The 14,699-nt window shown below is 44.5% G+C and carries 12 protein-coding genes, 1 rRNA gene and 1 pseudogene; 5 read left to right on the plus strand and 9 right to left on the minus strand.

Going from position 1 to position 14,699, the window contains the following annotated elements:
- Positions 1-3 precede the first annotated feature (3 nt).
- The 4 genes and pseudogenes from rrf (at position 4) to FTV34_RS18070 (ending at position 4,163) form a co-directional block, all read left to right on the plus strand.
- Positions 4-118, plus strand: a 5S ribosomal RNA gene (gene rrf / locus FTV34_RS03375).
- A gap of 187 nt (positions 119-305) precedes the next feature.
- Positions 306-2,093, plus strand: a complete 1,788-nt coding sequence (locus tag FTV34_RS03380) for a GGDEF domain-containing protein (protein ID WP_180068883.1) — start codon at positions 306-308, stop codon at positions 2,091-2,093.
- Between the two features lie 143 nt (positions 2,094-2,236).
- Positions 2,237-3,394, plus strand: coding sequence for a PQQ-dependent sugar dehydrogenase (locus tag FTV34_RS03385; RefSeq protein WP_180068885.1), 1,158 nt, complete (start codon positions 2,237-2,239; stop codon positions 3,392-3,394).
- A 375-nt stretch (positions 3,395-3,769) separates the two neighbouring features.
- Positions 3,770-4,163 (plus strand): annotated as a pseudogene (locus FTV34_RS18070) (tautomerase family protein).
- Positions 4,164-4,417: 254 nt separating this feature from the next.
- Here the strand turns inward: FTV34_RS18070 and FTV34_RS03395 are convergent.
- From FTV34_RS03395 to ribF, 5 genes are all read right to left on the minus strand, one after another.
- Entirely contained in the window at positions 4,418-4,960 is a 543-nt protein-coding gene (locus FTV34_RS03395; RefSeq protein WP_005232867.1) for an NADPH-dependent FMN reductase, read from the minus strand.
- A 133-nt stretch (positions 4,961-5,093) separates the two neighbouring features.
- Positions 5,094-5,576 carry a peptidylprolyl isomerase gene (locus FTV34_RS03400; protein WP_125278879.1) on the minus strand — a complete coding sequence of 161 codons (483 nt, stop codon included), beginning with the start codon at positions 5,574-5,576 and terminating at the stop codon, positions 5,094-5,096.
- Positions 5,569-6,108, minus strand: coding sequence for a signal peptidase II (lspA, locus tag FTV34_RS03405; protein ID WP_004781354.1), 540 nt, complete (start codon positions 6,106-6,108; stop codon positions 5,569-5,571). Before lspA ends, FTV34_RS03400 begins: the two co-directional genes overlap by 8 nt.
- Positions 6,101-8,947: an isoleucine--tRNA ligase gene (ileS, locus tag FTV34_RS03410; protein ID WP_180017312.1), complete on the minus strand. Its 2,847-nt coding sequence runs from the start codon at positions 8,945-8,947 to the stop codon at positions 6,101-6,103. The genes lspA and ileS overlap by 8 nt, the downstream gene beginning before the upstream one ends.
- Before the next feature lie 64 nt (positions 8,948-9,011).
- Entirely contained in the window at positions 9,012-10,013 is a 1,002-nt protein-coding gene (ribF, locus tag FTV34_RS03415) for a bifunctional riboflavin kinase/FAD synthetase (RefSeq protein WP_034705207.1), read from the minus strand.
- Positions 10,014-10,268: 255 nt separating this feature from the next.
- On the opposite strand from ribF, the gene FTV34_RS03420 reads away from it, so the two are divergent.
- Positions 10,269-10,832 carry a 5'-nucleosidase gene (locus tag FTV34_RS03420; protein WP_180011126.1) on the plus strand — a complete coding sequence of 188 codons (564 nt, stop codon included), beginning with the start codon at positions 10,269-10,271 and terminating at the stop codon, positions 10,830-10,832.
- A gap of 72 nt (positions 10,833-10,904) precedes the next feature.
- Here the strand turns inward: FTV34_RS03420 and FTV34_RS03425 are convergent, their stop codons facing one another.
- The 4 genes from FTV34_RS03425 to ssuD form a co-directional block, all read right to left on the minus strand.
- The gene (locus tag FTV34_RS03425; protein WP_005232857.1) at positions 10,905-11,528 is read right to left on the minus strand and encodes a TetR/AcrR family transcriptional regulator; all 624 of its coding nucleotides are present in this window, start codon (positions 11,526-11,528) and stop codon (positions 10,905-10,907) included.
- A 348-nt stretch (positions 11,529-11,876) separates the two neighbouring features.
- A complete protein-coding gene (locus FTV34_RS03430; RefSeq protein WP_180011124.1) occupies positions 11,877-12,683 on the minus strand; it encodes an ABC transporter ATP-binding protein in 807 nt (268 codons plus the stop codon).
- A gap of 25 nt (positions 12,684-12,708) precedes the next feature.
- Positions 12,709-13,524, minus strand: coding sequence for an aliphatic sulfonate ABC transporter permease SsuC (gene ssuC / locus FTV34_RS03435; RefSeq protein ID WP_179991885.1), 816 nt, complete (start codon positions 13,522-13,524; stop codon positions 12,709-12,711).
- The gene (ssuD, locus tag FTV34_RS03440; protein ID WP_166137591.1) at positions 13,524-14,699 is read right to left on the minus strand and encodes an FMNH2-dependent alkanesulfonate monooxygenase; all 1,176 of its coding nucleotides are present in this window, start codon (positions 14,697-14,699) and stop codon (positions 13,524-13,526) included. Before ssuD ends, ssuC begins: the two co-directional genes overlap by 1 nt.

Consider the following 14,699-nt stretch of genomic DNA (forward strand, 5'->3'; position numbering starts at 1 on the left):
TGTGCTGGCGACCATAGCAAGAGTGAACCACCTGATCCCTTCCCGAACTCAGAAGTGAAACCTCTTAGCGCTGATGGTAGTGTGGGGTCTCCCATGTGAGAGTAAGTCATCGCCAGCTCATTATTCCTAAAAAGCCCTCTGCTCACGCAGGGGGCTTTTTTTATATTTATATAATCACTTTTCTCTCTTTAACGACTAATTTTTTACAGCTGTATAATCTCTGATCAGCTGTAAAATGTTATACTACTCGTGTAAATATTTTTTATTCTCTGAGTCATATGCAGCAGATTCTCATAAACACATTTGTGTTGATATGGCTCAGTTTGATTTCTCCACAGCTATACGCTGTAACAGAATTAAATTTTGATCATCATCAGTATGTCAAACTCGATGGAGAATGGGATTTCTACCCCAATCAGCTGATTGATCCCACTTCTGAGCAGCGACCATCCCCATTAAATTCCTTTAGTCAGACTCTGGCTGTTGAAAAAGTTCATTTACCTAATTCTTTCCTGACCTTAACAGGTCATAAAGACTATATTGGAACTTTTCAAAAAACCTTCAAGCTGCCTGAATCAGCCATTAATCATGCGGTTTATGTTTACATACCATACCAGTATGGGGCTTATCGCCTGTATGTTGATGATCATCTCCTGATAGAAGTAGGGCAGGTAGGCATACATGGTCAGCATCAGACCATGATGGCGCCAAAGTTGGCTTCTTTCTTTCCCTCACAGCGGGAAGTGACGATTACCATTCAGGCTTCAAGTTATCACCATATCCGTGGCGGGCTGGAAAACAGCATGTTTATTGGCTTTAACCAGCCTATTCTGGATAAGTTTTATGATCAGGTGATTCCTTTAAGTGTGATCAGTGGCGTTCTGCTGATGATTGGCTGCTTTATGGTGTTCTTTGCAGTATTTCGCAGCCTTAAAACGCAAGCAGGTAATTTGCTGCTGTTTCTAGGGTTATTTATTCTGTGCTTGAGCCTGCGTAGCTTCTTTGCAGTTCCATTTATTTATACTTTATTCACGAATATTTCCTGGGTATGGGGCACACGATTTGAGTATTTACTGACTGAATTGGCGACTCTGTTCTTCCTGATTTATATCTATTTATTGCCGTATCGACTGTTAAATCCTTATTTATTAAAAATCACAGCTTTGCTAATTAGTATCAATGTAGCTGTGACCCTGTTTACGCTGCCTTATATCTTCCAGAGCTTCTTTTTCCAAAGCTTTAGTATTGCAGTACTGGTTTTTATTAATCTGCTTTATGGCGCTTACCGCATGCACAAATCGCATGTGCGTTATTCCAAGATCAATTCTATTGCGGTGGTGCTGGTCTGCCTGACCTTCCTGCATGACTATTTACTTGCGCTTAAGGTAATTGATTCAGTTGAAATTGCATTTTATACCTCCTGTGCCTATTTTATTTTAATTACCTTTCAGCTCAGCCGTAATTATGCGGTGCAAAGTATTAATACCGAGTTGTTAAACAAGCAGCTTTTGCGCCTGAATAAAGAACTTGATCAGAAGGTTCAGGACCGTACACGTGATATTACTCTGCTTAATGAGAAACTCGCGCAGCAGGTGAGGCTGGATTCGCTGACAGGTGCCTATAATCGCTTTGCCTTAAATGAACAGCTTCAGCAGCAATATGAACATGCGATCGTAAACCAAACTTCGCTGGCTGTTTACATGATCGATGTCGATTATTTTAAAAACTATAATGACTATTATGGTCATCTCAAAGGTGATTATATTTTAAAAACACTGGTTCAAACCATTCAGCAAATATTGCCTGAAAATGGCTTTCTGGCACGTTATGGGGGTGAGGAATTTGCGGTTTTACTGGCAGATATTTCCTCGCAGGAAGCCGAAGCTTTTGCCGAGCAACTTTGTGAGGTCATTCGTCAGCTCAATTTGGAACATGCCAATCGTGGGGATGACAAGACCTGGATCAGTATCAGTGTTGGGGCAGCGATTATGGACGCTGAGCATATCTATAAAAATGTTGACCGTTTACTGAAAACAGCAGATCAGCGGTTGTATCAGGCGAAAATTCTTCGTGATTCAGCCTATATTAAATAATAAAAAATCTAATCAATACATCAGCTATCTTATTGAGATTATGTTATATCCGCTTACGATTCCTTTACTTTTTTATTATTTTAGCCGCTGTCTGGAATGCTAAATTGGTACTTATCTGAATGAAATTAGCATGAAAAATAACAATGAAACAGACTCAATTAGCAGCAATTTTATTATTAGGCTTGGGTTCCTATAGCCTGACCGCCTGTGCCCAAGATAAGACTTCAGCATCCCCAGCTGGACAATCCGCTGCCAAAACCACACAGCAAGCCTATAAAGTTGAAGAATTTACGCAGTTGAATGAGCCATGGGCACTGACTGAGCTGCCAGATCAGCGTTTACTGATTACCGAAAGATCTGGAAAGTTAAAATTATTTAATCCAGCCAATCGCAGCACTCAAACTGTTCAGGGTATTCCTCAAGTGGCCTATGGCGGACAAGGTGGCTTAGGCGATGTTGTACTCCATCCTGACTTTACCAAGAATCAGTGGGTATATCTCAGTTATGCTGAACAAGGGCAAGGTGGTTATGGTGCAGTCGTGGTTCGTGGCAAGTTGGATCTCACCAAGAGCACACCACAACTCACTCAGATCAAAAAAATCTGGACTCAGGTACCGAAATTTTCTTCCGGTCAGGGCCATTATGGGCACCGGATTATCTTTGGCTCAGATAACAAACTCTGGATCAGTTCGGGTGAACGTCAGCAATTCAATCCAGCTCAAGACATGAAATCCAATGCCGGCAAGATTATTCGTCTGAATGACGATGGTTCAATTCCTTTCGATAATCCATTTATGAATCAGGGTGAAATTGCCAAGCAGGTCTGGAGTCTGGGGCACCGTAATCCTCTCGGTTTGGCATTTGATCCACAAGGGCAGCTTTGGGTGATTGAAATGGGTCCTAAAGGCGGTGATGAGCTGAATAAAGTGATGAAAGGCAAAAATTATGGCTATCCGATCGTCTCCAATGGAGATCATTATGATGGCAAGCCGATTCCAGATCACAGTACCCGACCAGAGTTTGAAGCACCAGCACTAGATTGGACTCCAGTAATTTCTCCTTCAGACTTGCTGTTCTATACTGGCAATAGCTTTCCTCAATGGAAAAATAAAGCCATTGCTACAGGTCTGTCTTCTCAGGCAATGATCGTGATTGATACTACTCAAAGCCCTGTTAAAGAAATACAGCGACTGGATATGAAAGAGCGGATTCGTGGTGCGATTCAGGCCAAAGATGGCTCACTCTGGGTGATTGAAGATGGTCCAAAAGCCAAGTTGCTTAAGATGACCGCCCCTCAGTAAAAAGCTAAATAGTTAATATCAGAATGAAAGAAAAAGGCCCCAACTCCTGTGAGGGCCTTTTCAAATTTAGCTCAGATACCTTTCCTCCGGTATCAATCAGCATCCTGCCGATGTTTTATTCTTGTTTTTGCAAGACTTCCTGTCTTGGTATGCACTCAATATAGCCTGAGTCAGAAAGACCGAGTAGAGGCATTGACCGCATCTGCTGTAGGCCAGAGGCGACAAGGTCACTTGAAAATATTTATCCAATTAATTCCAGAGTTCTCAGGATAATTTTGCGATATGGTAGAGATAGAAGACCTTATTAAAGCTCATCTCTCTATTCAATAAAAAATATCTAAAAGAATTCAATAAAATAATAAAAAGAAGAAGCACATGCCTACCGTTCAAATTGAAGTCCGGCAGCAATATTCCCAGGCTGATGAAGAGCAGTTACTCGACAGCGTATTTCACTGTGTGAAAAATGCCTTTCAACTGCCTGACTATGACCGTAATATCCGGCTGGTGGTACATGAAGCCCATCGTTTTCAATATATGGTTCATCTGGCCCAGCCTGAATATTTTACTTAGATCAGTATTGACTGCTTCGCTGGCCGAAGTCTGGAGACCAAGCGCAAACTGTATCAACAGAGTGTAGAAAGCTTGGGAAAACTGCATTCCGTCTGACCATATCCTGATTCATCTGCAGGAAAGTCCATTGGAAAACTGGGGAATCCGAGGCGGACAAGCAGCCTGTGATGTCAATTTAGGCTTTAATGTAGAGATCTGACCTTTTTAGAAAAATACCAGATTTTAAATACAAAAAAGCCCCAACATCCTGTTGAGGCTTTTCTGGATTTGCTTTTCAGATCTGACTCCTGTCTGACCTGTCAACGTCCTGTTACTCTGCGCTTTTTATTGTTGTTGTATCGCTTTGCAGACTTCCTGTCTGTCTATGAATCAAACTATAGCCTTGAACTGAAAGTGGGAATAGCCGACAAATTCTGCGCTGCCTGTAGGCTAAAGCGCACATCGCTGTCGTCCTCAGGCACTGACATACTGGATCAGCTTATCCACGACATCTCTGAGTGTTTTATTGTCGAATTCATTTCCTTCAAAGCTGTAGTCTTTATTGCGACTAAAAATGTCTCGCAGCTCTACAATCGCATTGGTATCCACCATACCGAGCTGAGTGCCGACCTGGCGGATCTGATCAATGGAACGTGAGCCATTAGTGACGCCATAACCTATATAGGCTGCCGGCTTGCCTTGCCATTCCTTGGCCAGATAATCCAGCGCATTTTTTAATGCCGGGCTATAGCCATGGTTATATTCGGGACTGATAAAAATAAATGCATCCGCAAGGGCAATAAAGTCAGCCCATTCCTGCTGTTTCGGCTGATCATAAATACCGGTCAATGGGGGATGAGAACCAGCAAAAAGCGGAAGATCCCATTCTTTTAAGTCGACAAGTTCGGTTTCAAGCGTGCTAAAACCATATTTTTTAATTTCCTGTAGTACCCAATGTGCGACCTTAATTGCTGTACGTCCTTCACGCACACTGCCAACCACAATATAAATTTTCATATCTTTCCCTTTCTTATCGCATGCTCATCAAATTAAATTAATCAGATTTCTGAACAGAGACTAGAGAGGATTTGTATCCAGAAACTAAAAAAGCTCCCGAAGGAGCTCTTTTAAATCATGTGATTAGCCGATATTACATCAGCTTCACGCCTTGCTGGCCAGCTGGAGTAACTTTGAAGATTTCGACTTCAAAGGTGATATTTTTACCTGCAAGCGGATGATTAAAGTCCACTTCGGTAATATCATCATTTACGGATCTTACTACGCCATACAAAGTCGATTTGGCCTTGTCTTCAAACTCGATCATGTGACCTTCGATCGGACGTTCGCCAAATTTCACCGTATCAAATTTTTGGACATTTTCAGGATTCCACGGACCAAAAGCTTCTTCGGGCGGGAGGCTGACGGTACGACGGTCACCAGCACGCAAGCCCATCAAGGCTTTTTCAAAACCTGGTAATAGGTTGCCATCACCAATGGTCAGGCTTACCGGTTCTTCACGGCTACGGGTATTGTCAATTTCTACGCCACTTTCGATCGCGACAGAAAAATGAAGCTCGACTTTAGAGCCGTCTTCAACACGAGTTTCCTCGTTAGGATTAATAAAATCAGTCATGTTGCGCCTGTGCACGTTGAATTCGGTGTTTTTCCAGGAAAAACGTATCAATCAGCAGCAGAATCGTACCTAAAGTAATGGCACTATCCGCAATATTAAAAGCAGGGAAGTGGCTGTTCTGATAATAGACATGAATAAAGTCAACCACATAACCCAAAGAAATGCGATCAATCAGGTTACCAATAGCACCACCCAGAATCAGGGCAACCGCTAATGGTAATACTTTCATGCTCTTTGGCATACGCATCAGCCAGAACACGAAAACCACAGACACTAAGCCTGCAAGAGAAGTAAAGAAATAACGTTGCCAGCCACCGGCATCGGACAAGAAACTAAAGGCAGCGCCATAGTTATGTAACAGTGTCCAATTTAAAAAGGGCAGGACGGGCACCGGATCTGCATATTCCAGATGTGTTACCGCAATCCATTTGGTCCATTGATCTAGAATGATCGCCAGAATAGCCAGTCCAATCCACCACAAATTGTGAGGATAGAACTGGAACAGACCCTTTTTCTGCTGTGGGTTAGGCATATTTTCTCTCTTCACCTTGGCCGCTCGGGAGGTTAATAATACAACGACCGCATAGTCCTGGATGTGAGGCATGTGTATTCACATCAGGAAGCACGTGCCAGCAGCGTACACATTTCTCGCCATCTGCCGCAGATACTTTCACGCGTAGACCTTCAAGTTCAGCGTCATTGCCTTGAGCAGCATCAAACGGATTCACGATTACCTGAGAAGTGATCAAAACGAAACGCAGCTCATCACCCAGACGGTCTAGAACAGCTTTCAGTTCATCATTGGCCCACAGCTCAACTTTGGCAGACAGGTTTGAACCCACCAGTTTCTCGTTACGCGCATTTTCAATGTGCTTGTTCACCGCAGATTTCACTGTAATCAGGGTTTGCCAGTCTGCTTCAGACAACAGGTTTGCCTGTGCTGAAACTGGAATATCGTACCATTCAGCAGTGAACACATATTTCTCGCTTTGACCTGGAATTAGTGGCCATGCTTCTTGAGCGGTGAAGCTCAGGATTGGTGCCATCCAGCGAACAAAGGCTTGTACCAGATGATACAGCGCAGTTTGCGCAGAATGACGTGCCTGTGAATCTGCTTTAGTGGTGTACTGACGGTCTTTGATGATGTCTAAGTAGAAACCACCGAGGTCGTTAATACAGAAATTGGTCAAGGCATTGGTCACGATATGGAAGTTCATATCTTCATATGCTTTCTTGATGGTTTCCTGTACATCATTGGCGCGTTGCAGGATGTATTGATCCAGTGCAATCAGTTGATCTACAGGTAGTGCATCAGTTTCCGGATTGAAGCCATTCAAATTCGCCAGCAAGAAACGCAGGGTATTACGGATACGACGGTAACCATCTGATGCACGGTTAAAAATTTCTTTACCTGCGGTCATTTCATAACGGTAATCTGCTGAAGCGATCCAGAAACGCAGGCCGTCTGCACCCATGTTCTTGATAATGTCTTGCGGAGTAATAATATTACCCAGCGATTTCGACATCTTGCGACCTTTCTCATCAACCACGAAACCGTGAGTCAGCAGACCTTTATATGGCGCACGTTGATTGATTGCCATAGAGGTCAATAATGAAGACTGGAACCAGCCACGGTGTTGGTCAGAACCTTCAAGATATAAATCAGCTGGATCAGTTAACTCTTCACGGTCACGCAGCACTGCATAGTGAGTTGTACCAGAGTCAAACCATACGTCTAAGGTATCGCGAACTGCGTTGTACTGCTCAGCATCATTACCAATAAAGTCTTTGGCTTCACGATTATACCAGGCATCAATACCTTCCTGTTCGATTAGTTTAGCCACTTCTTCGATCAGTTCAGGTGTACGAGGATGCAGTTCATTGGTGTCTTTGTGCACGAAGAATGGGATTGGCACGCCCCAAGTACGTTGACGTGAGATACACCAGTCCGGACGGCCTTCGATCATTGCCTGGATACGGTTTTTACCCCAATCCGGAACGAAGCTGATGTCATTTTCAATGGCATTCAATGCGCCCTGACGCAGACCTTTTTCATCCATGCTGATGAACCATTGTGGGGTCGCACGGAAGATAATCGGAGTTTTATGACGCCAGCAGTGCGGGTAGCTATGCTTGATCGGCTTATGTGCCCATAGCTTGTTAGCTTCGCCAAGCGCCGCAATAATTTGTGGATTGGCCTTGTAGATATGTTCGCCTGCAAATAGTGGTGAAGTCGGTAAATACACACCATTACCGCCCACTGGATTATCTACTTTCAGGTTATACAGCAGACCAACTTTATAATCGTCCACACCGTGGCCAGGTGCAGTATGTACAGCACCAGTACCGCTGGTTGCAATAACGTGTTCACCCAGAATAACTGGCACTTGACGCTCAGCGATTAAAGGATGTTGTAGTACCAGATTCTCAAGTTTCGCACCGGCAAAATCGGCAATCACTTCAACCGCGTTAAAGCCATAACGTTCAGTCGCAGATTCAACCAGATCTTTAGCCAGGATAAAGTTTTGCGCCGCTTTATCTTCACCACGTGCAACAACCAATTGGTATTCAATTTCAGCGTGCAGAGCAACCGCCTGATTCGCAGGCAGGGTCCAAGGCGTAGTCGTCCAGATCACGATATCGGTTGAGTCTTTAACTTCAACACCTAAACGTGCAGACAGATCCGCCAGATCCACCACGGTGAAACCCACGTCAATCGCGTCTGACTTTTTATCTTCATATTCAACTTCAGCTTCAGCCAGTGCTGAACCACAGTCCAGACACCAGTTCACCGGTTTAAGACCTGGCTGGATATGGCCATTTTTCGCGATTTCACCGAGTGAACGCACGATGTTGGCTTCCTGCTTGAAGTTCATGGTGAGGTAAGGATTGCTCCAGTCACCAAACACGCCCATACGGATGAAGTCTTTTTTCTGTAGCTCCACCTGACTCAATGCATATTCGCGGCAAGCTTTACGGAAAGTAGGCGCATCCACTTTAACGCCGACCTTACCGACTTTTTCTTCAACTTTCAGTTCAATTGGAAGACCGTGACAATCCCAGCCTGGCACATAAGGCGCATCAAAGCCGTCCATGATGCGGCTTTTAATGATGATGTCTTTAAGTACCTTGTTGACTGCATGACCTAAGTGAATCTGGCCATTGGCATATGGAGGGCCATCATGAAGCACGTATTTTTTCTTGCCAATTCGCGATGCACGAATCTGCTGATAAATGTCATCGGCATACCACTCTTCTAACCATTTCGCTTCACGTACTGCCAGATTTGCTTTCATTGCAAAGTCAGTACCTGGGAGGTTCAGCGTGGCTTTATAATCCACTGCATTTTCAGGAGTTTGCTTATCGCTCATGCAAGTTGTCTTCCAATTTAATCAGTCATTAGACTGACACGTTTTACAATAAAAATACGGGACATTAAAAGGGAAATGTGGGGTGTTTTCGACGAAACTCAAGCAGTTTCTCAACATCATCATCAATTCCGGCCTTTAACGCTTCAAGCGAAGGATAATCTTTTTCGCCATGCAGATAATTCAAGAAGGTTACCCGCATTAACAGGCCATACAGATTAGCAGAAACATCAGGAAAATGTACTTCTAATCGCCATTCCGGATGAGTCTGTTTGATCGCAGGGCGGGTACCTACATGACCGGCACCAAACAGGCTGCCCTGATCATAGCCGGCAATACCCGGCTGTTCAGGATTTTCTTGCTGAACCTTGGCGCTGAGTGATCCGGTTTCACAGACGACTTCAACCCCATAAATACCCTGCAGACAGGGTCTATGCCGGTTTAACCGGACATTAATGGTCGGGAAATCAATGGTACGACCAATCTGGTCGCCGTATTGCACCCGGCCGGTAATACTATAAGGACGTCCCAGTAATTTGGCTGCCAGAGCCAGGTCACCCGCTTGCAGAGTCTGACGGATGCGGGTAGAACTGACCCGTTCACCATCCAAGGCAATGGTATGCAGGTTGGTAACCTTAAATCCGTAGTCTCGCAGGAATTCACTATTACCTTGACGGTTTTTACCAAAGTGAAAATCATCCCCCAAGACCAGATGCGCTGCATTCAGTTTATCTTTCAGAATGTCGGCAAAGGCTTCGGCACTCAGGCTACGAAAATGATGATCAAACTTGGCGACTGCAATATAGTCCACACCCAGTTCGCTTAAATATTCCACTTTTTCACGCAAAGAGGAAATACGCGGCGGTGCTTCATAACCTTTAAAAAATTCAAGCGGTTGTGGCTCGAAAATCATCACAACAGTTTTTAGTTGCTCAGCTTCTGCAACAGCTTTTAACTGTTTGATCATGGCCTGATGACCCAGATGCACGCCGTCAAAATTACCAATCGTAACGGCGGTTTTTGGCAATTCAGAATGTGACGCTAAAGCATTGAGACGGAGCAGCTGCATAGGCGAAATCAGGGAATTGAAAAATAGGAAAGGCTATATATTGCCATAATCTCAACGATTCGTCTTGTTGTTGTGTTTTTATGCAAAAAAATTATTGAAAAATCACGAAACCCATCAAGAAGAAAGTGTGCCATCCAAGAATCTTCTGCGGTTATTTAAGTGAAAGATCTGCAAAACAGAAATCTAAAAACCCGCTTTTCATTGCCTGGATTTTGCTTTCTAATGTCACGGTTTTCTCAGTATCGAGTAGTTTGCATGTCAGATTCGGCACTCATTATGGCATTGGCCAGTGAATCCAAAGGTTTGTTCGAAGCAGAAGGTGTAGAAGTCCACTATAGTGGCATCGGCAAGGTGAATGCTGCTTTTAAGGCTTTTGAAGTGATTCAGAAAACTCGCTGTAAGACCCTGATTAATCTGGGCACCGCAGGCAGTTCCCATTTCAAGGCGCATGAACTGGTCGAAGTTAAGCGTTTTGTGCAACGTGATATGGATGTTTCACCCTTGGGGTTTGACGTCGGCATTACCCCGATGGATAATCATTTGCCGGGTGCAATTGATCTGGAACCGTTCTTTGCCCATTTACCGAAAGGGGTTTGTGGAACAGGGGACAGCTTTGAAATAGACTTACCAAAAGTGGCTTGTCAGCTGGTGGATATGGAAGGCTATGCGCTGGCCAAGGTATGCAGAAAATTGGATGTGCGCCTGATTTCAGTCAAATATATTACTGACGGTGCAGATGATAGCGCTCACTTGGACTGGGAAGAGAATCTGCTGCTGGGTGCGCAGAAATTATTGAATTTATATCGAACGTTAAAATAATAATAAAGGGTGAGAGAAGGGGTCGGCGACCATAAAATTTATGGTCGTATGCCAAATAATTTTTGCGTTGACCTATTTTTCTTGTGTACGCGGAAGTACGCCGTACAGCATCATATGTACAGTATGCTGGATAATCCGTTGTTGCATGCTGCGGTTACGTAAGGTCTTGCCTGTTACCATTTCCATCTGAGTCGCGAAATCTGCATAGTTCTGGGTTACCGCCCAGATATTCAGAATCAGCAGTTCAGGATCGATATCTTTAGAAATCTTGCCTTGTTCCTGCCAGTTTGAAATCACTTTGGCTTTACGCTTGACCAGTTTTTTCAATGGACCTTTTAAGATTTCTAAAATGTGCGGCGCACCCTGAATCACTTCCAGAGCGAACAGGCGTGAAGCTTTAGGCTGGGTACGCGATACTTCAATTTTTTGCATCAAATAATTGGTAATCGCTTCTTCAGGCTCAAGATCAGCTTCTAGCATTTGTAAAGGTGCCAGCCATTTTTGTAGAACGGTCGTTAAAACCTCTACATAGAGCGCCTCTTTATTTTCGTAATAATAGAAAATATTCGACTTATGCATTTCTGCAATTTGCGCGATCTCATCTAAACTCGCCCCATTAAAACCGTATAGGGAAAAAACATCGAGTGCAGCATTCAGCAGCTGGTTGCGTTTTTGAGTACTCTTTTTTTGTTCCATCAGCAAATATTAAAAACAATTAAAAAGGGAATTTTTAATTGTACGTCAAATCATCAGATTTGTGCATCAAGTCAGGTGCTAATTTTATGAATAATGATGATTTATTCTTTAGATTAAAGATATAATTAGTATCGGTTTAAGGCGCAGGAATTAAAAACCAAGCTTTTGAAAAGGTTGATGATTTTTTAAGTACTAATTATTACCTTGAAGCATCATAAAGTTAAAATAAAATTAATGAATGAAGTTGAAATTTTGCCAATTGCTGAATAAATAATCAGTGAGACAGATATTCTCTTGATTCGAAATAAGGAATCCAGAATAAACAGTTATTCCAGATTCCCTCACATTTTAGGTTGCCAGAACGGCATTCAGAACCTGCTGTTCAAGTTCGGCGAATTTCACATTCTTTTGTCGTGGACGTGGAAGATCAACTTTGAACTCTTTGGCAATATGGCCTTTATCCAACAGGATAATCCGGTCTGCCAGTTGTACGGCTTCACTCACGTCGTGGGTGACCAGAATCGCGGTAAAGCCCTGTTCAGTCCATAATTTTTCAATTAGGTTCTGCATATCCAGACGGGTCAGGGCATCCAGCGCACCAAGTGGTTCATCTAGCAATAAAATACGTGGCTTATGTGACAAGGCACGTGCCAGAGCTGTACGCTGACGCTGACCACCAGATAATTGTGAAGGCCAAAGCCCAGCTTTTTCTTTTAAGCCGACTTTCTCCAGCATTTGTGAAGCATTGCCATGCTGATCTTTTGGTAAGCCAAGTTGTACGTTCTGTTCGATGCTGCGCCATGGCAATAGACGCGGATCCTGGAACATCACGCGGATATCATCAGCGGTAATACCTTCACGAATATGACGCGCAGACTTGAATTTAATTTCACCGTAACTCTGTTTTTCAAGATCGGCAATCAGACGGAGCAGGGTACTTTTACCACAGCCACTACGTCCAACAATCGCCAGAAATTCACCCGGCTGAATATGCAGGTCCAGATCTTCCAGTACCTTCACCGAACCATAGAACTTGTGCAGCTGTTCAATAATGATTTCGGCACCCGCAACGGCATTGGGATTGATGTCGGTTGCAGCAGGCTCCTGCACTGCAGTCGGATCATTGGCAAGACGCCCTAAGCTGAGATCAGTCATCACATGCTCCTCAATATTTTTTCAATTATTTTTGATAGCCAGCATGCCAGCGCAGCAGGAATCGTTCTAAGGCCACGGCTAGGACATCTGCCAGTTTACCGAGCAGGGCATACAGTAAAATACCCACCAGTACGACATCAGTTTGCAGGAATTCACGCGCGTTCATGGTCATATAACCGATACCGGACTGGGCAGAAATCGTTTCAGCCACAATCAGCAGTACCCAGACCAGACCAAGTGAAAAACGTAGGCCGACCAGAATTGAAGGCATTGCCCCTGGCAGGATGATTTCTTTATAAAGCTGCCAGCGAGTCAGGCCATAGCTTTTACCCATTTCAATCAGCTGGGGATCGACTGAACGAATCCCATGATAGGTATTGATGTAGATTGGGAAAAACACACCAATCGCGACCAGGAACAGCTTGGCTGATTCATCAATCCCGAACCATAAGATGACTAGGGGAATGAGTGCCAGTGCAGGAATATTGCGGATCATCTGCAAGGTGGTGTCGAGCAGGGTAGAGGCAGTTTTGGATGAACCATTTAACAGACCCAGCAATAGACCCAAACCACCACCTACCAATAATCCGCTGATGGCACGTCCTGCACTGACTTGCACATGCGTCCACAGTTCACCGCTGAGCAATAAATTCCAGAAGGCTAAAACCACGGCACTCGGTGCAGGCAGAATCCGGCTTTCCAGCAGGCCTGTGCTAGAGGCAATTTGCCAAACTGCAATCAAGAAAATTGGAACCAGCCAGGGCAGCAGATGCTGCTCCAGAATTGTTCCACGTGAAACCTTCTTTTCTGCGAGGGTTTCAACTGAAACGACTTTCGACATTAAGCTGGCTCCTGAATACTCTCAGCCTTCTTGTTCTCATCTGGAGTGTAGTTATTTGCCACAATCTCACCGAATGGACCAGTCAGGTTTGGCTGAGCCAGTTTTTGCTGAGTTTCAAGCGGAAGTAATGGGAATACCAGTTCCGCAAAACGGATCGATTCTTCCAGATGTGGGTAGCCTGAGAAAATGAAGGTATCGATACCTAGATCAGCATATTCCTGAATACGTGCTGCGACAGTTTCTGGATCACCTACAAGCGCTGTACCTGCACCGCCACGTACCAGACCTACACCTGCCCACAGGTTTGGAGACACTTCGAGTTTGCTACGGTCGCCATTGTGCAGCTCAGCCATACGACGTTGGCCGACAGAGTCCATTTGCTTGAATTTCGCTTGTGCAGCAGCAATAGTGGCATCATCTACATACTGGATGAGCTCGTCTGCTGCTCTCCATGCTTCTTCATTGGTTTCACGCACGATCACATGCAGACGGATACCGTAGCTCAGCTTGCGACCTTTCGCTTCCGCTTTGGCACGCACATTTTCAATTTTTTCTTTCACTGCTGCAGGCGGCTCACCCCAAGTCAGGTAAGTGTCAACCTGATCAGTGGCCAGTTCAACGGCTGCATCTGAAGAACCACCGAACCAGAGTGGTGGATATGGTTTTTGAATTGGTGGATAAAGCAGTTTGGCATCGTCCACACTTAAGCGTTCACCATGGAAAGTGAAGCTTTCGCCGGTATGTGAACGGGTCAGGATTTCACGCCAGATGGTGGTGTATTCAGCTGCAGTCTTGTAGCGTGTTGCATGATCTTCATAAACGCCGTCGCCTTTTAGCTCTTGCTCATCACCACCCGTCACCAGGTTCAGCAATACACGGCCACCAGACAGACGGTCAAAGGTTGCAGCCATACGTGCAGTCAGGGCAGGCGTAGTAACACCTGGACGCAGCGCGACGAGGAATTTCAGTTTTTTAGTGGCATCAATCAGGCTGGCTGCAGTTAACCATGGATCTTCACATGAACGGCCAGTCGGGATTAATACACCTTCATAACCAAGATTATCGACCGCAACCGCAATCTGCTTCATGTAGGCATGATCAACCTGGCGTGCACCTTTGCTGGTACCTAAGTAGCGGCTGTCGCCATGTGTCGGGATAAACCAGAAAATTTTCAT

It is taken from the genome of Acinetobacter sp. YH16038 (assembly GCF_013417275.1).
Lineage (GTDB): Bacteria > Pseudomonadota > Gammaproteobacteria > Pseudomonadales > Moraxellaceae > Acinetobacter.

Bases quoted from the DNA above. Each gene is read 5' to 3' on its own strand.
- FTV34_RS03430 (WP_180011124.1), bottom strand. From the start codon at position 12,683: ATGACTGATCTCAGCTTAGGGCGTCTTGCCAATGATCCGACTGCAGTG.
- ssuC (WP_179991885.1), bottom strand. From the start codon at position 13,524: ATGTCGAAAGTCGTTTCAGTTGAAACCCTCGCAGAAAAGAAGGTTTCA.
- lspA (WP_004781354.1), bottom strand. From the start codon at position 6,108: ATGCCTAACCCACAGCAGAAAAAGGGTCTGTTCCAGTTCTATCCTCAC.
- FTV34_RS03425 (WP_005232857.1), bottom strand. From the start codon at position 11,528: ATGGAACAAAAAAAGAGTACTCAAAAACGCAACCAGCTGCTGAATGCT.
- FTV34_RS03420 (WP_180011126.1), top strand. From the start codon at position 10,269: ATGTCAGATTCGGCACTCATTATGGCATTGGCCAGTGAATCCAAAGGT.
- ileS (WP_180017312.1), bottom strand. From the start codon at position 8,947: ATGAGCGATAAGCAAACTCCTGAAAATGCAGTGGATTATAAAGCCACG.
- FTV34_RS03395 (WP_005232867.1), bottom strand. From the start codon at position 4,960: ATGAAAATTTATATTGTGGTTGGCAGTGTGCGTGAAGGACGTACAGCA.
- ribF (WP_034705207.1), bottom strand. From the start codon at position 10,013: ATGCAGCTGCTCCGTCTCAATGCTTTAGCGTCACATTCTGAATTGCCA.
- FTV34_RS03385 (WP_180068885.1), top strand. From the start codon at position 2,237: ATGAAACAGACTCAATTAGCAGCAATTTTATTATTAGGCTTGGGTTCC.
- ssuD (WP_166137591.1), bottom strand. From the start codon at position 14,699: ATGAAAATTTTCTGGTTTATCCCGACACATGGCGACAGCCGCTACTTA.
- FTV34_RS03400 (WP_125278879.1), bottom strand. From the start codon at position 5,576: ATGACTGATTTTATTAATCCTAACGAGGAAACTCGTGTTGAAGACGGC.